Source organism: Pontibacter sp. T17, from assembly GCF_057219875.1.
This window is the reverse complement of record NZ_JBXVVW010000002.1, coordinates 769,832-790,685: the sequence shown is the minus strand read 5'-3', so window position 1 is coordinate 790,685 and position 20,854 is coordinate 769,832. Positions and strand designations below refer to the sequence as shown.

The following is a 20,854-nucleotide window of genomic DNA, read 5'->3' as shown; positions in this document are numbered from 1 at the left end:
GTTGGTAGATCGGTTGACTAAGGAACAGAGGGCAAGGGATCAGTTGTCGGTAGACACGCTGCTGATGGCAGTTATGTCGGAGTTGGCCTGAACGTCCGTTTCATCGCTTGAGTTGATGGCGGCATCAAGGTTGAGATCGAAGTTGTCCAATGCAGATACCACAGTAGCAAAAGCGCTCCTGATGGTGGTTCGGTTATAGTCCCGGGCGCTGATGAACGAGTAGACGGAGACACCGGATGTCTGAACCTGAGTAGCATCTACATTGCCCGCATACATGCGGATAATGGGTGAACTGGGAATAGTCAGGTCGAGGCGTCCGCCTGCATCAAAGAAGCCAGGCTGGGAATACACGTTTCCGGGCACCGAGAGGTCAAGTGCAACTCCAGTAGCCAGAGGGAACACCAGCGAATTGCGCGACATAATCGGCAGGTGATTCCGGTGTTTGACCACAATGAAATAGCGGTCTGTAGTGTTTACATTCGGAGAGGCACTGGTTGGGATACGTATACCGGGAACAGGAGCCGCAGGATCGGGGCTAAGATATTCTACCACGGTGCCATTGGTCAGCAGCCAGCCCATTTTCCGTGTAACCAGATAGGAGGTTGGATCGCTTGCCACGGCAGCCGATGTTAAACCAGTACCGCGTCGCAGTTCGATTTCAACTGCGTCCACCACATTGTCAGGTACTACCGGGCCAGTGTAGACCGCTGCTACCCCAGGGTTACCGGCAGTATTGTAATAGTTGCGCAGGTGGGTTTTGTTAGGGTATGCATTCATGATGCGTACGCCATCAGTAGGGCTTGGGCCCTCGAGATGTACACTCAGCTGTAACAGAATGTGATCGGCCAGTGAGAGCCCGAGTGTATTGGTGGTATCAGATTCAAACCCAAGTTCCGATGCTATGACAGCATAGTTGACTGAGCTGAACAGCGGGGGTGTGGTGTAATTGACTCCCGGAATGGCTGGTTGGTTGGCAACTGGGGTGAATGTGAAAGCGGGGGCCGTTCCGGTAACCGTGTTCCATAACATGGCAGGAGAGGGCGTAGACGCTCCCGTAACTTCCAGCAGCGCAGTATCTGATGGTGCAATGGTAGTGCCGGAAAGAGAGGCAAGTGTGCCAGCCTCCACTTTGCCAATGCCAGTGACTAGGTTGTAGACAGCGCCACCGGTGTTGATGTCGCCGGGCAATTCGGAAATCAGTACGTATGGGCCCGTTCCGCTCTGGGAGGTTTTGTTAGCCAGCGAATAGGGGCCGGTTATACCCAGACCCGTGTAGCCGAGGCGTACATGACTGGGGTTGCCGGCTGAAAAAGTAAGCAGGTCGTTGTTGTCCCATTCGACGGTTAGCCGCGCAGTGGGACTGTTGAGCAGTGCATTTGTCCCAAGGTTCTGTAGCTGGTAATAATAAGCTCTGCTGGGGCGCACGAATTTGCTGCCAGGCACAACCGTAGCTCCGGGGTCATTGGCAATCACTTCTATCCTCAGATCTACCAGGCCAGCAGGAGCGGTGTAGCCGTTGATCGTTACTGGGCGGTAGTAGCCAGCCGTGCCGAGAGGAAAGAAAATAGGGCCGGTTCCTGCGTTTCGCTGCACACGCATCTGCCCAACGACATAGTTCCCGGCACTGGCGCCGATGATATCAGTGGCAGTCACACTGGGCAGCAGTATAAGCTCACCAGCACCTACAGTTCGGATACGTCCACCCAGAAAGCGCAACCTGGTAGCAATGAAGGCATCCGTTGCTACCATAACTCCCAAAGGGTTGTTGGCAACGAATTCGCCCATGGTGTTGCCGCCAAAGAACAGAGTCGTAAAGCCGCTTCCGTCGGCGGCCATATGTACCACATCTGTGGCGGAGGCACGGGTGTAGGTTCCGGTTTGGGTGTTGAAGTCACCCGCCACCTGAATAGTACCACCGTTGGAGATGGTACCATTATTGGAAAGTGTGCCACGTACGAAAAACGTGGTGCCGGAATTGACATGCAATGTGCCAGTGTTTCGCACGGGCGTTTGTGCATGAACCGTAAATGCGGTCGACAGCAGGAAAGCTCCGAGAATGATGCGCTTCATGGTAGTCGTGGTTCAGTCGTTTAGAGAGGAGAGCAATCAGCGGAGTTTCAGTTTCTGACCTACTTTGAGCATATCGCTCTTGAGGCCGTTCATGGACTTGAGTTTTTCAAGCGGCAAGCCATAGCGTCGCGCAATGCGGAAGAGCGTTTCGCCTGGCGATACAGTATGCAGGCCATCTGCCGGAATCGCCTGGAGGTCTGGCTTGTCAGGCCCTGGCGTCATCTGAGATGCCGGAACCTCTTCTGCTGCCTGCGGCACAGACGAAGGGTCCGCGGGCATGGTAGGCACCGTAGCACCACGCTGCTTGCGCAGGCGCTCACGCCGTTCCTCCAGCTTTTCCATGATTCGGGCTTTCCTCAGACGCTTGTCGTCCAGGAAAAACTGCTGGAGTTCAGACTGTGTGAGGTCTCGTTTTACCTGCTGGCGTGCAAGATCAATCAGCTCCTGACGGTTCGGAAGCAGATCATAAACCCGTACAGTGTATTGGTTGCCATTTTTGCCGGCAACTGCCACATAACGGCTGTTTGGGCTGAAGGCGGCTGCATATCCGTTGCGGGGGTTGCCGTTGTATACTGCAATTCGCAGGTACGACTCCGCATCCCAGAGACGAACTGTTGAGTCATCAGAACTTGTAACCATGTGGAGCCCATCGTTACTGAACTGCACATTGTAAACAGAGTTTTTATGGCCTTTGAGCAAACCAATTTCACTGCCGGTGCCCATGTCCCAAATTCGTGCGGTGCTGTCACTGCTGGCAGTTGCAAGACGGCCACCATCGGCGCTGAACGCGGCCCACAGTACACTTGCTTTGTGGCCGCGCAGCAGGAAGACCTGACGGCCGGAAGCTGCATCCCAGATGCGGGCAGTTCCGTCGTCGCCAACTGATGCCACATATTGACCGGAAGGACTGAATGCTACGTGACGAACGGCACCGCTATGGCCTGTCATAGTGTGTAAGGCTGCACCATTTTCGCCGTTCCAGATGCGAACAGTTCCATCAGCGCCTGCCGAAACAAGTCGACGGCCATCAAGGCTGAAAGCTGCATAGAGTACATCATCGGTGTGGCCCTTCAGCACAGCAATTTCGTCAGCTCCATTGATGCGCCACAGGCGAATGTCGTTGTCGAGCGAAGTGGTAGCTGCACGTTGCGCGTCGTTGGTGATGGCGACATGTGTAAGCAGATCGTCATGCCCTCGCAGCACAGCGGTCAGCTTGTTGCTCCGGAGATCCCAAACACGGGCAGAGAAGTCTTCCGCCTGTGTAATCACGTAGTTGCCATCCGCCGACATGTAGGCTTTCTCAACTATGTGCGAGTGGCCAGAAAGCCTGCTGATTTCCTTGCCGGAAGCAACATCCCAGATGCGTGCTGTCTTATCCCAGGAAGTTGAAATCAGCCGCTTGCTGTCTGGAGAAAACTGGTTGTATACAAGTCGGTTCGTGTGGCCGAACATTTCGGCATCGGGGCGGCTGTTTTTCTCGCGATTCAGCGTGTAATACAGTGCCGCTTCGGCTTCTTCTACGTAAGGGCGCTGATTACTGTCGCCAATGGACTCGGGCAACGCTCGCAGGGCTAGCAGGATTCCCAATTCGTTCCGGCCTTGGTCCGACTGTTCTTCGGCCATTGCTGCCAAGAAGAGCGATTGCGTAATCAGTGCATTATCGCGCTCAATAACAGCATTTCGGCTTTGGTCTACCGCATAGCCTTCAGATATCTCGGCATCATAACGTGCGGCCTCGGCTATCTGCCTTTGGTTCTCGGCAAACTGCTGTGCTTTCACAGCTTCCTGGCGCCGGAGTTCGGCCATCTGGCGCTGCACTTCAGCGATTTCTTTCTGTTTGGTCGCATCCAGCAGTGCACCTTCTGCAATCAGCGTCTGGTTCTTGGCATTCAGCGCTTCGAGCTGTGCACGAATGTAGGCGCGATCGGCCAATAGTTTCTGGTTTTCAGCTTCCAGGCGCTGGCGTTCTGCTTCCCGTTTCTGACTCTCGGCAATGACTTTCTGCTTCTCGGCTTCCTGTTTCTGTGCTACCGCTTCCAGGCGAGATTGGTTGGCGAAGAACGCGAGGATGAAACCGAGAAGTGTCAGCAGCAGCACCACGCTGATGGCCAAGTTCCGGAGGCGCTTCCGGCGGTTTATTTCCTTGCGCGAGCCTTCCAGAAAATCCTGAATATCCTCCAGGTACATTGCGCCCTGTTCCATCGGGTCCAGTTCCGGAACAATTTCTTCCGGACGGAAGTAGCGCTTGATCCAGGCGGCGTTCGGCTTGTGACTCTGATGCCAGCTGTTGAAGTAATCGAAGGTACCGGTACTCAGCAATAGGTATTTCTTGTTGCTGTCATTGTCGATCCAGCGGTTTACTTCCTTCTTGAAATCGCTGTAAACCTTAACGGATTTGTCTTCTTGTTCGGCCCATTCCGTCAGTCGTTCCCAGTTGCGGATGAGCGACTCATGTGTAATGTCCAGCACCGTCGTTGCACCGACTTCGAGTGTATCGGGGTCGTCGGTGATATAGGGCTGCACGAAGGTGTTGCCCGGTGCCCGGAATATGTTCATCACGCGGCCTACCATCTGGGCATCCACTGCAGGGTTGCCATGGATGTCGGTGATGTCCTGCACCGTCATGCGGTTACGCACCGCACGGTTTTCATCTACTTTGGTAAGACAGATGAACGCAGTTTTGATGATGTCTTGTGCCGTTTCCTGGCTGATGGCAGGGCTGTAACGCGCATTGTAATAGTCGTGCGCGGTGTTGTAGAGTTCGTTGGCGTGGCGGTTCAGTACGTTACGCAGGCGAGGTTTGTCGTACAGTGCCTGTTTATCGTTGTTTTGCGAGGCAAACCAACGTGCATATTCGTTCTGATTTTCTTTTGGCAGCTTGCTGGATGCTAGCCCACCTACACGGGCATAGTGCAACAGATCCATCTCCTGCTTACCAAGATCGGCATCGGTCCAGATCTGGTGCAGCGAGTGCTGGAGCACAGGCAACTGGTCAATGCCGTCGCCAAGGTCGTTCAGCAGGCGCTGGGCCAGTCGTAGAGATACGGTGTTGCCGTTAAGTTCAGCTGGGCCCTGAATTACTTCCTGCACTTCTTCACGCTTCAAGCGCGGCACATAGTAGGTACTCAGGCCAATCATCTCCGCAAAACCGCGGAACGCAACGCACTGACCGATATAGTCCGAACGCATGGTGCAGACTACATAGATGGGCAGGTTTTCCTCGCGGGCAATGCGGACGGTTTCTACCAGCACGTTCACTGTAATCTGGGCGATAGGGCTGGCCACACCATCGCGGTAGTTTTCGATGTTCGTGAAGAACTCCTCAAACTGATCCACCAATACCAGAAGATTGGCGGCCTTGCGGCGCAGGCTCTTACGGCCTTCTTCATCGGCATCGATGTACTCCTGGCTGGTCATGTCGCAGTATAGTGGCGACTTTTTGTACAGGTCTACCAGCGCGGAGAAACCGTAGGAAAGGGCATTCTCTACATCATCCGGGTTACGCATGCGCAACTCCGTAGACAGAGCAGTAGCCAGATTGCGCAGGGGCTGGCGTTCCGGTCGGAAGTCAGCCACTGCCCATTTGCTGAATTGCGTCTTCAGGAAGCCGCCCTTCAGATTCGGAATCATACCAGCAAAAACCAGAGAAGACTTGCCGTCGCCCGAGGAGCCAGTCACCATTACAAACTTCTGGCGTTGCAGCAGTTCGATGATGTAGTCCACGTGCTTTTCGCGGCCTTTGAAGAAGATAGACTCATCTTCATTGAAAGGGCGCAGACCTGTGTAGGGGCAGAAGGTTTCTTCTGTCAGTTGACCAGTCTGTACAATCTTGGCGTAAGTCTCCTGAATGTTTTTCAGCACTTCGTCTTTGTGCACCACCATCATCACCGTCTGGGGGGCCTTGAAACGAAGAAAGCGGTTACGCCGGGGTTCGTCTTCACCAATGAGCAGAAATGGCGTGGTACCACTGGCCCCGCCTACATACTTCCACAGTTGCTTGACAAAGCTGATAGCCCAGTCCGAACTTTCTTTGAAATAAACTACCGTCAGTCGGCTGCGACGAATCAGATCGGCGGCTTGGTTGCGGTAGTTGGTATCGGCCTCAGGTACGATCGTGAGAGTCGCCAGCTTACGTTCTTCTCCCAGCTTCTCTACCATGTGGTAGCAATCGGCTGCGTCGGCTACGTTAGAGATGAACGAGATGTCGTATTCCTTGGGGAGGGCCTTGACCTCCACCGTTGACTCTATAAAGGCACGTGTCTCATCAATGAACTGGGCAGCGTTGTTCACGCTGGTGAACATCATCTCGCGCGACACGTTGTTCTGCACCTGCACCACAAAATCGGCTTGTTCGCCTTGCAGTATCAACCCCTCAAGTGGCAGATTCCAGACCACGCGCTTAAAGGCGCCTTTGGTCTTGCGGCTCTTTTCCAGCGATACTTCATACTGATAGGCCGTGTGCGACTGATTGGGGTTGTTTGACATGACTGCCCCAAACTCTCCGCCCAGCAGATGGATGGACAAGTCGGCTTTCTGCACCATAGCGTCAATCTGCAACTTGAAAGCAGCTTCGTCGCTAGGCTTGGCCTCCATAGGGAAGACCTCCATGCCGGCCTTTTCCAACATCACAGCCAGTGTGTCGCGCTGTGTAGCAATGTCGTCAGTAGTCCAGGCAAGAAATACCCTGCGGCGTTTGTCACCCGTCATGGATACCTCATTTGCGCCGGAAGGTGCAACATTGGTAGGCAGGGCCTCTTCCCCAACGGTTGCAGGGGTGGGAGGGGTTTGGTCTTTCATGGCCGTAAGAGTTGGCGTCGATCGAGAGAGGAGTACAGAAAGNCTTTTCCAACATCACAGCCAGTGTGTCGCGCTGTGTAGCAATGTCGTCAGTAGTCCAGGCAAGAAATACCCTGCGGCGTTTGTCACCCGTCATGGATACCTCATTTGCGCCGGAAGGTGCAACATTGGTAGGCAGGGCCTCTTCCCCAACGGTTGCAGGGGTGGGAGGGGTTTGGTCTTTCATGGCCGTAAGAGTTGGCGTCGATCGAGAGAGGAGTACAGAAAGTGATGTATTTCAGGTTGATGGAACGCGCACTACATCACTATCCTACAACTGGAAAATTAGGTAGAAATCCGCTTTGCCCAATCTTTTTAGTTCGTAAAAAAACTTAGTGTGAACAGATTAGACGTATGTAGCCCAAAAACAAAAAGCCGCGCTGTGAGGCGCGGCTTTTTGTTTGAACACCGAGTCGCTTAGCGATACTTGGCGAATTTGGGGTTGTCCTTCATTACCCGGAAAACAGGGTTGTTCAGGATGTCGCCTTTGATGGCGGGGTTGAGGCTGATAGCCATGTCGAGGTGCTGTACAGCCTTGTCGGTAAGACCTTTGTAGGCGGCTACTACGGCAAGGTTGAAGTGCGACTCCCAACGGTTGGCATCCAAAGACAGGGCTTCGCGGAAGTCTGCTTCGGCTTCAACCACACGGTTGGTCTTCAGGCGCGCTACGCCACGGTTGTTCAGGGCTACTGCGTTTTTGCCGTTGCTGCCCATCAGCTTGTCATATTCGGCCAGTGCACCGCTGATGAAACCTGCACGGTCCATCATTACGGCACGGTTGTAGGCCAGAATCATGTCGTTGGGGTAGCGGGCAACGTAATCGTTGTAGGTGTTCAGCAGCTTCAGGCGCTCGTTGGTGCTGTACATGCCAGCGTACTCAGTCTTGTAGGCGAGCATGGCTACACCGTACTGCGGGTTGTTCTGGTCAAGGCCCTGGGCAGCTTCCATATCGCTGATGGCGGCGCGAGCGTCGCGGTTGGCGAAGTGGTAGGTAGAGCGCATGGCGAACAGGTTGGCAGTGCGGAAGCCGTTCTGGTCGATGATGGTGTTCAGCGTACCCAGACCGGTGTTCACATCATCGCCAGCGCGGAAGGCCGAGATGGTGCTGGTGCGGGTAGCCACGTTGTACAGTTCAGGCGAGATAACCGGGATGCGAGTAGCGTAGGTTTCACCTACAACCAGGCCGTCTTTGCCAGTCCAGTCGAAAGTGAAGGTGATGAAGGTGTGGCGGCAGTAGGTCAGTACTTCAGCTACCAGCTTCTTCCAGTACTTCAGCTTGCGCAGTTTGGCTTCCTTGGTGTCGGCATCGTCGCTGCTGCTGGCAATCGAGAGCAGTTCGTTGCGCTCTTCTTCGCTGAAGGCTGCGGTCTTGACGAGCAGCTCGAAACGCTCCCAGTCTTCACCACGGCCAGAGGATGTAACAGCAACGGTGTCGGTGCGGCCACTCTCCTGGAACATGCGGCGGAGGTCTTTTTCTACAACAGCAGCACGGGCTTCAGACAGACGCTGGTTGAAGTCTACGGTGCCACCCTGCGAGGCCCAGCCCCACATTTCTACGGTACGCACGCGGTAACCTTCAGCTTCGTACTTGCCGATGTAGTTGGCAATAACGTTGGTGAGTTCCTTGCGCTCGAACTTGGTGCTGTTCATCGGGAAGATGAGGTCCAGCGTGCCAGTAAAGCCTTTGTATTTGTAGGATACAGGCGTGATGTCGATGTTCGGCATCTGTACAATGCTGCGGGGCTTGGCCTGCTCAAATGGCTTGTCGGTGCAGCAGGGAGCATCCAGCGGGCCCAGGGGAACCTGTACCGTGTTGCAGTATTCCTTGGTCACTTTGCCGCTCTTGTCGGTTTTTACTACCGAGAAGTTCAGGACAATCTGCTTGCCGTTAACCTTCTGGCTTACAGGAATTTTGTAAACGAAGAACGGAGCTTGGTTGGCCTGCCAGTAAGCCTGGTTCACTACCAGCACGTCGAGGTTGCCCTGGCTTTCAGCTTCGAGGTCAGCGAGGTGGTCCTGGCTGCTGAAAGTGGCACGCACCTGTACAGCTACGCCCTTTTGAAGGTATTTGCCATACTCGAGGTCGTTGATGAGGCGGAAATAGAGCGTATCGCCCTTCTGCTCAAACTGGCCGGGCTCGAGATAGAAATAATCGAATTGCGAATTGTCATTCTCGGATACACGCAGGGTAGCCGGGCCGCTGTTGGCGTCCAGAATGGCTTGAACCTCATTGCGGAACGTTTCGCAGGTGTTCACGTACGACTGACCGTTGTACTTGGTCTTATTGATCAGGTTCGGGTCCGAACAGGCGCTGAACAGCCCGAGGCCAGCCAGCGCTGCGGCACCTCGGAACGCGATCGCACGCAGAGTAGAATAGTTCATACTGGTAATGAATTGGTGTTCAAAAGGCTTGGGCAAATATAGGGAAATGTGCTCCCGCCGTTCACAATTACTGTTCCAAAATGGGATTCTTTTGGTGAATTGTGAAAGGGATGCAGGTCTCAACAAGTGTGTTAGACATTAAAGTCCGATTTTGGCATGGAGTTTATACTCATTCAGCGGCCGCCGCTGCGGAGCGTCCTCTTTTGTGGACGATGCGTGTTCGGGCTTTCTCCAACACGATGACAACCCTGCGCAGCAGATTGAAATACAGTGTCGCGTACAGCACTGTCGTCAAAAGCCAGAGGATGATGGCATTGAACCAATAGGTATGAACCCGAAGCCCCAGCAGATATTTGTATGGTGCGAAGAAATGGGCATCTGTCTGTAGCAACTGACTCGATAGGCCCTCGGGCTGCTTTTCGTGGTAGATGGGGTCTGAGAGTTGTATCAGTCGGTCTTCTACCTCTACCACCGGGCTCGATTCCAGTTTGCCTGTCACGAGTTCTTCCAGGCGTATGTTATAGTGTTTCCGCCTCAACTGGGCCGGGTCTATCCCAGCGGCGACAAGTTCTTTCAGAATACGGTCTTTTTCCTCCTGGGCCGCTGCCAGTTGCTTGCGGTAGCTGGCAGCCATTGCATCCAGCAGTTTTTGAAGTTGGGCCCCGGTTTCAGGGGTAAATGACTGTTTGGCAAGTGCATGCGAAATAGACTGCGGGTAGCGGTTGCCCAGTTCTGTCTTCAGTTCGTGGTGCAGCAGACGCAGGTCGGCCCGCACGGCATCGGCATCCAGAGCAACACTGTAGTGGGTGAGGCAATAGTCCAGTTTGCCTTGCAGGGCAGGTATCCAGTTGTTGGCCTTGTATGCGGCTGTCCGAAGGCGGCGGTCGCTCTGATAGAAGTGCTTTTCGAAACTGTTGTTTCGGAACTGGTAGACGGCCAGTCCTTCATAGGCCCAGCGGCTGGCCATGGCGTTGGCGGCAGCGGGTACTGTGCCCGCGCCACTCACCCCGGGGTTCAGTTCGCCAAAACGGATCATTGCCCCGCTTAGGATAATCTGCGGAATCAGCAGAATGGGGATCAGGATGTAGATGGTGACTGCCGAGTCGAAGGCGGAAGAGATATTGAGCCCCAGCACATTGGCGAAGCATGTAAGCGAGAACAGCATGAACCAGTGCGCCAGCGTCATGTCAGACGTTCCGGTAATCCAACTGCCAACCACTACATATAATAAGGTCTGCAATGCAGAGAGGCTGAACAGGAGTAACAGCTTGCTGGACAGATAGCTGCCGTGGGAGAGATGGAGAAAGGCCTCGCGTTTGCGGATCTTGCGGTCGCGCAGAATCTCTTCAGCGCTTACAGTAAGGCCAATAAAGAGGCTTACCAGCACCGAGGTGAAGAGGTAGGCCGAGAGATTAACGTTTTCAAGCAGTGAATAGCCCAGGGTGTTGTTGTCGCCTGGGTGTTCATATCTAAGCAGCCAGGCCAGTACCAGCGCCAGCAGTGGGGCTTCCAGAAAGTTGAGCAGCAGATACGATGTGTTGCCCAGCTTACTGCGGAGATCGCGGCGGAAAAATACGCTTATCTGCTCGAAGAAGCCGGGCAGTCGCAAGTTGCTCTCAGGGCGTTCTTCTGGCCCAGCGGGGGGCGGCGGCAGCAACGGATTGCTGAAGCGATGCTGCTGATAAAGTTGGTGCCAGCGCTGTGGACTTACTTTTCGCAGCGGAGTCTGGTTACCGTATTCGTCAACGATCCGGGTTTCCACGATGGTGAAAATCTGCTCGGGGTTAACGTTGCCGCACTCGCCACACACGGCTTGTTCGCTGTGGGCATAGTTCATAGCCCGGCGGAAGTAGCGCAGGGCTTCCAGTGGCTGGCCGTAATAAATCTGGTAGCCGCCAGTGTCCAGCAGCAGCAGCCGGTCAAAAAGCTTGAAGATTTCCGAGCTCGGCTGGTGAATGACCACGAACACCAGTTTGCCCCGGCGTGCCAGTTCCTTCAGCAGGTCCATCACGTTCTCCGAGTCGCGGCTCGAAAGCCCGGAGGTCGGCTCGTCTACGAACAGGACAGCGGGTTCGCGTATAAGTTCCAGTGCGATGTTCAGACGCTTGCGCTGTCCCCCACTTATCTTCTTGTCCAGGGGGCTGCCTACTTTCAGATCTTTGATTTCCAGCAGCCCCAGTTCCTGTAGGGTCTGTTCTACCTTGTCGCGCAGTTGGGGTGGCGTCAGGTTGCTGAAGCACAGTTTGGCGTTGTAGTACAGGTTCTCAAACACCGTAAGTTCTTCCATCAGCAGGTCGTCCTGGCTTACGAAGCCGATGAGCCCCTGCAGGGCTTCGGGCCTGAGGTGCACATCAATGGTGTTGAGGGTCACGTGCCCGCTGGTTGGCTTCAAAGAGCCATTGAGTACGCTCAGCAGCGTGCTTTTACCTGCCCCGCTGGCGCCCATCAGTGCCACCAGGCGGCCGCTCTGTTCGGCCATGTTGATGTTCAACAGGCCGGTATGTCCGGTCGGGAAGGTGTAGCATACTTCCTGCGCGCTGAAAACAATGCGCGATTTCTGTTTTGGCTCCAGAAACTCGGCAATGATGTCGCTGTAGTACACTGGCTGCGTCAGCCCAGAACGGATGACACTGCCCGGCGTCAGCTGGTATACATGCCCGCTACGCAGAAGCTGCCCATTCAAATAGGCCTCGCCGTTGCCGATGTAGCGTAGCACAAAGACATCCACGCTCTCGATGTGCAGCACGGCAATGTAGCCCACAAACCCCTCTACCTCCAGGTGCGCACCTCGCATGGAACCCAACCCAGAGCTGATGATCAGCAGGTTTCGGTGCAGAAGCTGGCGCGGTTTGTCTGTGGTGATGAAATCGAAGAGGGGGGCATACTCCTCCGTTGCCAGATTGAAGCCCGCCACTATGGTCCGTAGCGCATCCAGCTCCCGGTCGCTCAGGTTGTTGTCGGCGTTGATGAGCTCCAGCAGCCGTGTGATAATGTAGAATTTCTGCCGAGCGGTAAGATCGGGGTTCACCTTGGCGCACAGGGCTTCCAGGTCGCGCAGTTCGCTGCGCTCGGCATACGACCGAAACTGGGCGAAATACTGTTCTGCCACGTCGTGGGGCAGTTCCTCGTCCAGAAAGGTGCGTATGACAGTCTCTTCCTCACGGGTAAGGCCATCCAGCTGTGCCACAGCAGCAAACAGCTGCATCAACACATCCAATACCTGTTGGTTCATTCGGGGGGACTAAAGGAGAATGCTTGGCCCAAGTTCGCAAGATTTTGAGGGCGCCGGCTGGCTTGCTGCATTTTACTAGCTTTGCACTGGCCCAAGCCTATCGGCAACATGCCCGCACGTCCTCCACGCAGCCCCCGCACGCCCTATTCGTTTTCGCTGTTCAGCATTACGCTGTCGCTGTTCTTTCTGGGTTTTCTGGCGGTGCTGGCACTCACAGGTAAAGTGGTGGTGGACGATGCCAAGGAGCAACTGGTGATGAAAGTGATGCTCACGGAAGGCACCACCGACGAGCAGGCAACCAAGTTGCTGCAACAGTTGCGGGTGCAGCCCTATGTAAAGGAGGCCGCCTATCATTCGCGGCAGGATGCCCTGAAGGACTTTCAGGAACTGGGCGAAGATTTCATGAAGGCGATGGACAACATCAATCCCTTCCTGGGGGCCATCCATATTCGCCTTAACGCCGATTACATCCAGATCGACAGTGTGCGCGCACTCTCAAAGGTGATTCTTGACCAGAACCCCGAGGTGTTCGAGATCAACTACCCGATCAACCTTATCGAGTCGGTAAACCGAAATGTTGACCGCGCCACCAAGATTGCCATACCTGTCGGCATTCTGTTGGCCATTATCGCCTTCCTGCTTATTATCAATACCATTCGCCTGGCAATTTTCAGCCAGCGACTGCTCATTCGCACGATGCAGCTGGTAGGCGCTACTGCCAGCTTTATCCGAAGGCCGTTTGTGCGTATGGGCCTGTGGCAGGGCTTTTTGGCAGGCATTCTTGCAGACCTCCTGCTCTTTGGCCTTCTGTTTCTGCTTTCCACACAGATGGCCGAGCTGGACCTTGACCTAGGCGTGCTCACCCGCAGCCGTGACCTCTACCTACTTTATGTCGGCCTGATTGTGCTGGGTACCCTGTTGGGTTACTTCGGCAGCCGTATGGCCGTAAACCGATATCTCAACAAATCGCTGGATGAAATCGCCTGAGAACTCGCTGCCTTTTGGCAAGCGCAACTACCTGCTATTGGTGGCCGCACTCGTAGTCATACTGGCAGGCTTTGCCCTCATGTCCATGGATGGCTTTGTAGACGCAACCCGGTTTTCGCTGTCGCTCCATGTAGCGCCTGTGCTGATTCTGGGGGGCTTTGCACTGGTAGCCTACGCCTTGCTGGCTCGCTCGGCCGATAAAAACGGTGCTGACAAGGCATGACCGCACTACAGGCGCTCATTCTCGCCATCGTCGAGGGCATTACCGAGTTTCTGCCTGTTTCCAGCACAGGCCATATGATTATTGTCTCCTCGCTGATGGGCATTGCCGCCGATCCTTTCGTCAAGGTGTTCGAGATCTGCATTCAGTTTGGGGCTATTCTGTCGGTGGTGGTGCTGTATTTCCGCCGTTTTTTCCGTGGAATGGTGTTTTACTATCGGCTGTTGGCTGGTTTTCTCCCTATCGTAGTGTTGGGTTTTCTACTGAAGCCGATGGTCGACAGTCTGCTGGAAAACGTCACGGTAGTGGCGATTTCCCTGCTGGTTGGCGGCGTGGTGCTGCTTTTCGTAGACAAATGGTTTGCCCAAAACGAAAGCCTGCCCGATGCCGAGCCTGGCTATAAGCAGGCGGTAGGCATTGGCCTGATGCAGGCAATCGCCATGATTCCAGGGGTTTCCCGTTCAGCGGCCACCATCATCGGCGGGCAGATGCTGGGCCTTAACCGCAAGTCTGCTGCCGAGTTTTCTTTCTTTCTGGCCGTGCCTACCATGTTTGCAGCCAGTGTCAAAAGCCTGTGGGACGAGCGCGAACTGCTGGCCCAGCACACCGACAAGGTGCATATTCTACTGTTGGGAGGGCTTGTAGCGTTTGTCGTGGCCCTTATTGCCATCAAGGCGTTTGTTGGCTATCTAACCAAATATGGGTTCCGTGCCTTTGGCTGGTACCGCATTGCCGTTGGTATCACTCTGCTGGTGCTGCTTTACGGCTTCCGGGTTGAACTGCACATGTTCTGATGCAAGCCTCTCCCTACACCCGCGAGCAACTGGAGGCAGGTGCGGTACTGCTGATTGACAAACCCCTGCACTACACCTCGTTCGATGTAGTGGCACGTGTGCGGGGCGCCGCCAAGATCAAGAAAGTGGGGCATGCAGGTACGCTGGACCCACTGGCTACCGGCTTGCTGATAGTCTGCACGGGAAAGGCCACCAAGGGCATTGACGCCATCCAGAATGCCGAGAAGGAATATGTAGCCGAGTTTCAGCTGGGGGCAGTTACGCCCAGCTACGACGCTGAGTTTCCGCCCGAGCCCGTTGCTGACCCCTCACACATTACCGAGGCTATGCTGCGTGCTGCCATGCAGCAATTTGTAGGGGTGATCGAGCAGAGGCCGCCAGCCTTCTCCGCCATCAAAGTAGATGGAAAGCGCGCGTATGACCTTGCACGAAAGGGCAAAGAGGTGGAGTTGAAAGCCCGGCGCATTGAAGTCTACGCTTTTGAGTTGCTGAGCTATGATGCCGCTACTGGCCGCGCGTCGGCCCGCGTGCACTGTCAGAAGGGAACGTACATACGCAGTCTGGCACACGACCTCGGTCAGGCGTTGGGGGTAGGGGCCTATCTCACTGGCCTGATTCGTACCCGTATTGGCGCCTACACACTGGAACAGGCACAGCCCCTCGAAACGTTGTTGCCATTGTTGCAGGCTGCTCGCCCCACACCCCCTGCCGCAGACCGCTAGCCGCTATCTTCGCACGCAATGCTCGTAATCCGCAGTCTGGAAGGCTACACCGCCCCACGCCCCCAGGTCATTACCATTGGTACGTTTGATGGCGTGCACCTGGGGCACCGTGTCATTCTTGACCGTCTCAGACGACTGGCACAGGAGGTGGGCGGCGAGAGCGTGGTGGTGAGCTTTCATCCGCATCCGCGGGCGGTATTGCGGCCTCAAGACAACACGCTGCGGCTGCTACAGACGCTGGACGAAAAAATCGAAACACTGCGCCGGGTAGGCATTGATCGCCTGGTGCTGCTGCCCTTTACCCGCGAGTTCGCTGCCACTCCCAGCGACGTCTTCATCCGCGACATCCTCTTCCGCACCCTGCGGGCTCACACCATTGTCATTGGCTATGACCACCGGTTTGGGGCAGGTCGGGGTGGGGGGCTCGATGAACTGAAGCAGGCTGGTGCCGAACTGGGTTTCCAGGTGCAGGAGATCCCGGCTCAGCAGATCGACGATGCCAACGTAAGCTCTACCCGCATTCGTCAGGCTTTGCAGCAGGGCGATGTCACTCATGCGGCCCGCTGGCTGGGTTATCACTATCCACTCACCGGACTGGTAGTACAGGGGCGACAACTGGGCCGTACCATTGGGGTGCCCACCGCCAACCTGAAAATGGACGACCCGCACAAGCTGGTGCCGGGATCTGGCATTTATGCCGTGTCAGTGCCATATGGGGGCAAAGTGTGGCCCGGCATGATGAGCATTGGCACAAACCCCACCGTCACCAACGATACCTCCATCAAGGTGGAAGTAAATCTGATTGGTTTCGAAGGCGACCTCTATGGACAGTACCTCACGGTGCAGTTCCTGAAATGGCTGCGCGGCGAAGAGAAGTACGACACACTGGACGCCATGCTGGCGCAAATCGCCTTAGACCGTGAGCAGTCGCTGGCGGCATTTGCCGCATCAGCGTTGTAGTTGGTGATTACAGCGGCTTGAACTGCTCAAAGGTTTCGTGGCAGCTGTTGCAGTGGTGTACTGCACGGCATGCAGTGGGCCCAAACGGGCTGATCTGGAAGGTATCGGTGCTGTCGCAGCGAGGGCATGGCGTATGGGCCAGTGCCTCAAGGTCGGCTTCCTCGCCTTCAAACACGGGTGGTGGCGCCAGGCCAAAGGCTTTCAGTTCGGCACGGCCTTTTTCTGTCACGCGGTTGCTGCTCCAAGGCCGGTTGTACACTATCTCCACCTCGGCCGAAGGATAGCCTCCTGCCAGCAGCACTTCCTGCACATGCAGTTTCATGAAGCCGATGGCTGGACAGCCCGCGAAAGTGGGAATCAGTTCTACCTGCACGCCACCGTCCTCCTGAAAGCGAATGGCATCTACCACGCCCAGGTCCACTACCGATACCACCGGTATCTCAGGATCTTTCACTGCCTGTAGCAGTTCCAGAACTGCTGCACGAGATCGCTCAGCCATCGGCAATAGAAGATATGGTTACCAGCTGGCGCTCGGGTCCAGCGAAAACACTTCCGTCATCTCTTTCAGCAGGGGTGTCAGCGCCTCGCTGTGGTAGCCCTTACGGCCACCATAGAATGTGCTGGCGTCGGCTACGGTAGGCAGTTGCAGGCCTGCGTCTCGCACAATCTTGCCTACGGCTTCCATCCAGTCGCTGGCCATCTGCTTGGCAGTGGGGGCGATGTTGGCACTGGCCAGTTCGGCGTCGCTGCCAAGCGGCTCAAACAGGCTGAAGGCCATTGGATAAGCCTCGTTCAGGGCGCTTTGCAGGCGAAGTTTGCCTTCTTCACTGCCACGTGAGAGCTGCTGTACCCACGTGCGGCCATGCAGGCTGTGGTATTTCAGTTCGCGCTGGAGTTTGCGGGCCAGCTCGGCCAGCGGAGCAAAGCTGCTGGCGGCCAGTGCACGCATCCGCACTTCCTTGGCCTGGCTGTAAAGAAACTGGCGCACCAGACTGAAGGCGTAGTCACCAATGGGCTGCTCTACAAACTGGCACGAGCGGAAGTTCGCTGCATCGCGTGTGAAGGCCGTCTGGTCGGGTTCGGCCTCTCCCAGCTGATGCAGCAGAAAGTAGAACGCCTGCGCGTGGCCTACTTCGTCCTGCGCCATGGAGGCAAAGGCAATGTCTTCTTCCAGCGTTGGGCCAATGCCGGTCCACTCGCTGTTGCGGTGGCCCATTACCAGGTCGTCGTCGGCCAGGGCAAAAAGCAGTTCTTTCAGGGCTGCCAGATGCTGTTCGGCTATGGGGTGCTGTGCAGGTGCGATGGGTGCAGTGCTCATGGGGTGTCTGGCTTATTTCTTCTTGCCAAGGATGATACGGGGCTTACTGCCGCTGCCGGCGGCTACGGGTTGCGCTTTGGGCTTGGCTTCGGCAGGCTTGGCGGCTTCACCTCCCTTTTCCTCCTTGTAGCGGGAAATGACGTCGCGCGTCTTATAGAAATAAGCCTCCCTGTAGCCTTTGTCGGTGGCAGGCTCAAACATGTCTTCGTCCTCGTATTCGCTGGCAAATACGTCAGCTGTGCGCACTACCCAGAGGTTCACACACTTCATTCGCCGGGCATACTGTTCTTTTGCGAAGAGCAGCGCCATTTCGGCGTTAGGCGCATGCACGGGGCCCACATGTACGTGCTGGTCACCGCGCGACTTCTGGTGGAAGACCTCGTAGGTCTGCCATTGGTCCATCGGCTGGGCGGTATCAAACTGCTCGGGTGCGCCGGGCAGGTCCAGTCGGTTCACGCGTGGGTCCAGCGAGGGGAGGAAAGAGTCTTTGGTGGCGTCTGCCATGGCTACGCTACAGGGAGGGGTGAGTAATCAGCTGTTGTATTCGTCGTCTTCTTCGTAGTCGTCGTGGGGTGCCAGCACGGGGTTGCCACCTTCACGAATCAGTCTTACGTTGCGGGCACAGGGACCGCGGTCGTTGTGGCCTACGGTATATTCCACCACATCACCCTTTTGTAGTTCCGAGAAATCGGTGTCTACCAGGTCGCTGAAGTGGAAAAAGAGATTGTTCGGCGGGTGGTGGATGAAGCCATATCCCGACAGAACATCAAAAATAGTGCTCTCCAGTATCTCGCCATTTTCTTCCAGCGGCACTACGCGCTCGCGGGCGGCGGTATGGTCTTCATACTCGCGAGGCTGTTGGCCACGATGCTCCCGGCTGCGGTTGGGGTTCGAGGGGAGGAAGAGATTGTTCACCAACATGTCGTTTTTAGACAAGCGATTGTCGATGATCTCATGCATCGGTATTGGGTGAATCACTTCCTCCAGCAGGTCTTGTGAAGTGCGGGTTTCGCGTGGGTTACCGGCGTCGTCGGTATACTCCATGTCCCAGCTCAGCAGCATCACCTTCACACCCAGCGCCTGGACTTTACGTACCAGTGGTACATAGTCGCCATCGCTGGCAATAAGCACCAGTACATCGTATTTACGGTGTACGGCATGCTCAAACGCCTCCAGTGCCAGCCACACATCCACCCCTTTTTCCACCCGCTGTTTGTTGCGGGTACGGATGGGCAGGTAGTGTGTGGTCACACCTTCGTTCATGAGTATGTCGTCGAACTGGCGTTCGGCATACAGGCGGTTGTTTTCCTGTGCGTCGTACGCCGACTGGCGGCCTCGGAAATAATGAGCATCCACTACCGGGCACAGATGGGGGGGCACCCCTTCTTTCCGCGATACCTGCTCACGCACGAACTCATGAAGACCGCGAATACTGATGCGGGCACTTCGTTCATGCTGATAGGCGTAGTAGTTACTTACGTGCAGGAAGTAGTTTCCATCATAAAACACGCCTACACGCATCATCTGGTTTTTAGGATCCATATATGTATGAAAATGATTTTACTATGTAACTAAACAGCCGGGGGCCAATGCCTCCCCGGCTGTTATGTGGCAGAATTTATCAGGCCAGTGGCGTCACGTATTTCTCGCTGCGGTTCAGCAGGGCATTACGCACCCAGCGGCCTTTCTCTTCAGCATAGCGGCGTACAGCCAGGCGTTCACGGTTGCAGGGGCCATCGCCGTTAATGACGCGAATGAACTCGGTCCAATCGGGCTCGGTGTATTCCCACTGGTTGGTCTCGGGGTTCTTGCGCAGGTTGGTGTCAGGCACGGTGAGGTCCAGTTCCCAGATTTTGGGCACGTACATGTCCAGGAACTGCTGGCGCATGGCATCGTTGGTTGCCATTTTCACCTGCCACTTCATCAGGGTGTCGGTGTGCACGCTGGTTTTATCTGGGGGGCCATGGAAGTGCATGATGGGTGTCCACCAGCGGTTCAAGGCTTCTTGCAGCATTGTGCGCTGCGTGGGTGTGCCAGTGGCCAGGTGCACCACGGTGTCATAGCCATACTTCAGGTGGAACGACTCCTCGTAGCAGATGCGCTCCAGCGCACGGCAGTAGGGGCCATACGAACCCTTGGAGTTGGCTACCTGGTTGATGATGGCACCAGCATCGATGAGCCAGGCAATCACTGCGGTGTCAGCCCAAGTGACAGCCGGATAGTTGAATACGTTGCTGTACTTGCTCTTGCCAGAGATCAGGTCGTTGATCATTTCTTCGCGGCTCTTGCCAAGCGTTTCAGCAGCGCTGTAGAGCAGCTGGGCGTGGCCTACTTCGTCCTGCACCTTGGCCATCAGGGCCAGTTTGCGCTTGAACCCAGGGGCACGAGTAATCCAGGTGCCTTCAGGCAGTGCCCCAATGATCTCGCTGTGGGCATGCTGTTCAATCATCCGCACCAATTGCCGCCGATATTCATACGGCATCCAATCAGTGGGTTCGATTTTCTCTCCCCGGGAGATGCGGGCTTCGAAGGCCGCCAGTTTCTCGGGATCTTCCTCGTGGACCTTTTTGCCATGGTTGTCCACTTCGATGACGCTTACGTTTCCGTACATGCTAATTAGGAATGGGTGGGTTGTACGAAGATCAGTTGTCGCAGTATCCGGGGTGTATTATACGTGGCGCACAAGGCCGTTGATGATGGTTTCAGCAACCTGGTCGCCCAGTTCGTCGGGGGTCAGATAGCCATCGGGACGGTACCAGTTGGCTGTTCCGTTAAGGGCCGATAGTAGAATGAGCGCGCAGAGTTTCTCGTCAAGGTTGCGCAGCAGGTTTTCCACTACGCCCTGCCGCACGACGTCGCGGAACATCTCCTCGTAGTTGTCGCGCATTACCTCATACCGTTGCCGGTGGGCAGGTTCCAGATGTTTCCACTCGATGATGAACACCATCGCCTGCTTACGGTTGCGGGCAAGTACATTGATATGTGCCGCAATCATGGCTTTCAGCTTGGCGCGGGTGTGCAGCGTCGACTCGAAGATGGGCCGTACCGTCCGCTCGAAGTCATCGGCGCAACGCCATGCCAGTGTGCGCAGCAGTTCATCTTTCGAACTGAAGTGAGAGTAAATGCTGGCCGCTTCTATCCCCACGTGCTCGGCAAGCTCGCGCATGCTGGCAGCTTGAAAGCCCTTGCGGCTGAACAAATCGGCAGCTGCTTCGAGGATACTCTCCTTGCGGTCGGTTAAGGCGCGGACACTCATTGCTTTAATAACTCCTAACGTACGTTAGTTCGTATATGCTTCTTCCCCAAAAATAAAGGGTTTCTGATACAAATGCA

General features: G+C 55.5%; 15 protein-coding genes. 5 read left to right on the top strand and 10 right to left on the bottom strand.

What is annotated here, in order from left to right; translation table 11 throughout:
• Positions 1–39 precede the first annotated feature (39 nt).
• The 4 genes from AC2D8O_RS11410 to AC2D8O_RS11395 all read right to left on the bottom strand — a co-directional run bounded on the left by AC2D8O_RS11410 (position 40) and on the right by AC2D8O_RS11395 (position 12,520).
• A complete protein-coding gene (locus AC2D8O_RS11410) occupies positions 40–2,070 on the bottom strand; it encodes a hypothetical protein (RefSeq protein WP_484678949.1) in 2,031 nt (676 codons plus the stop codon).
• 36 nt (positions 2,071–2,106) lie between these two features.
• The gene (locus AC2D8O_RS11405; RefSeq protein WP_484678948.1) at positions 2,107–6,867 is read right to left on the bottom strand and encodes an nSTAND1 domain-containing NTPase; all 4,761 of its coding nucleotides are present in this window, start codon (positions 6,865–6,867) and stop codon (positions 2,107–2,109) included.
• A 456-nt stretch (positions 6,868–7,323) separates the two neighbouring features.
• The gene (locus AC2D8O_RS11400) at positions 7,324–9,288 is read right to left on the bottom strand and encodes a tetratricopeptide repeat protein (RefSeq protein WP_484678947.1); all 1,965 of its coding nucleotides are present in this window, start codon (positions 9,286–9,288) and stop codon (positions 7,324–7,326) included.
• 169 nt (positions 9,289–9,457) lie between these two features.
• Positions 9,458–12,520, bottom strand: a complete 3,063-nt coding sequence (locus tag AC2D8O_RS11395; RefSeq protein WP_484678946.1) for an ATP-binding cassette domain-containing protein — start codon at positions 12,518–12,520, stop codon at positions 9,458–9,460.
• Between the two features lie 108 nt (positions 12,521–12,628).
• Between AC2D8O_RS11395 and AC2D8O_RS11390 the strand changes: the two genes are divergently transcribed.
• Genes AC2D8O_RS11390 through AC2D8O_RS11370 form a run of 5 tightly spaced genes read left to right on the top strand, consistent with a single transcriptional unit; the run spans position 12,629 to position 16,203 of the window.
• Positions 12,629–13,507, top strand: coding sequence for a cell division protein FtsX (locus AC2D8O_RS11390; protein ID WP_484678945.1), 879 nt, complete (start codon positions 12,629–12,631; stop codon positions 13,505–13,507).
• On the top strand, positions 13,494–13,730 hold the full coding sequence (locus AC2D8O_RS11385) for a DUF3098 domain-containing protein (protein WP_484678944.1): 237 nt from the start codon (positions 13,494–13,496) through the stop codon (positions 13,728–13,730). Before AC2D8O_RS11390 ends, AC2D8O_RS11385 begins: the two co-directional genes overlap by 14 nt.
• Positions 13,727–14,521 carry an undecaprenyl-diphosphate phosphatase gene (locus AC2D8O_RS11380; protein WP_484678943.1) on the top strand — a complete coding sequence of 265 codons (795 nt, stop codon included), beginning with the start codon at positions 13,727–13,729 and terminating at the stop codon, positions 14,519–14,521. Before AC2D8O_RS11385 ends, AC2D8O_RS11380 begins: the two co-directional genes overlap by 4 nt.
• Positions 14,521–15,243: a tRNA pseudouridine(55) synthase TruB gene (truB, locus tag AC2D8O_RS11375; protein WP_484678942.1), complete on the top strand. Its 723-nt coding sequence runs from the start codon at positions 14,521–14,523 to the stop codon at positions 15,241–15,243. The genes AC2D8O_RS11380 and truB overlap by 1 nt, the downstream gene beginning before the upstream one ends.
• Before the next feature lie 18 nt (positions 15,244–15,261).
• Positions 15,262–16,203, top strand: coding sequence for a bifunctional riboflavin kinase/FAD synthetase (locus AC2D8O_RS11370; protein ID WP_484678941.1), 942 nt, complete (start codon positions 15,262–15,264; stop codon positions 16,201–16,203).
• Positions 16,204–16,210: 7 nt separating this feature from the next.
• Here AC2D8O_RS11370 and paaD read toward each other — a convergent pair whose 3' ends face one another.
• The 6 genes from paaD to AC2D8O_RS11340 form a co-directional block, all read right to left on the bottom strand.
• The gene (paaD, locus tag AC2D8O_RS11365) at positions 16,211–16,702 is read right to left on the bottom strand and encodes a 1,2-phenylacetyl-CoA epoxidase subunit PaaD (RefSeq protein WP_484678940.1); all 492 of its coding nucleotides are present in this window, start codon (positions 16,700–16,702) and stop codon (positions 16,211–16,213) included.
• Positions 16,703–16,720: 18 nt separating this feature from the next.
• A complete protein-coding gene (paaC, locus tag AC2D8O_RS11360) occupies positions 16,721–17,521 on the bottom strand; it encodes a 1,2-phenylacetyl-CoA epoxidase subunit PaaC (RefSeq protein ID WP_484678939.1) in 801 nt (266 codons plus the stop codon).
• Between the two features lie 12 nt (positions 17,522–17,533).
• A complete protein-coding gene (gene paaB / locus AC2D8O_RS11355; RefSeq protein WP_484678938.1) occupies positions 17,534–18,025 on the bottom strand; it encodes a 1,2-phenylacetyl-CoA epoxidase subunit PaaB in 492 nt (163 codons plus the stop codon).
• Between the two features lie 27 nt (positions 18,026–18,052).
• Positions 18,053–19,063 (bottom strand): NYN domain-containing protein, encoded by a 1,011-nt coding sequence (locus AC2D8O_RS11350; RefSeq protein WP_484678937.1) that lies wholly within the window; start codon positions 19,061–19,063, stop codon positions 18,053–18,055.
• Positions 19,064–19,142: 79 nt separating this feature from the next.
• Positions 19,143–20,132 (bottom strand): 1,2-phenylacetyl-CoA epoxidase subunit PaaA, encoded by a 990-nt coding sequence (gene paaA, locus AC2D8O_RS11345; RefSeq protein ID WP_484678936.1) that lies wholly within the window; start codon positions 20,130–20,132, stop codon positions 19,143–19,145.
• 57 nt (positions 20,133–20,189) lie between these two features.
• Complete coding sequence (locus AC2D8O_RS11340) at positions 20,190–20,777, bottom strand: TetR/AcrR family transcriptional regulator (protein ID WP_484678935.1); 588 nt, start codon at positions 20,775–20,777, stop codon at positions 20,190–20,192.
• Positions 20,778–20,854: the final 77 nt, after the last annotated feature.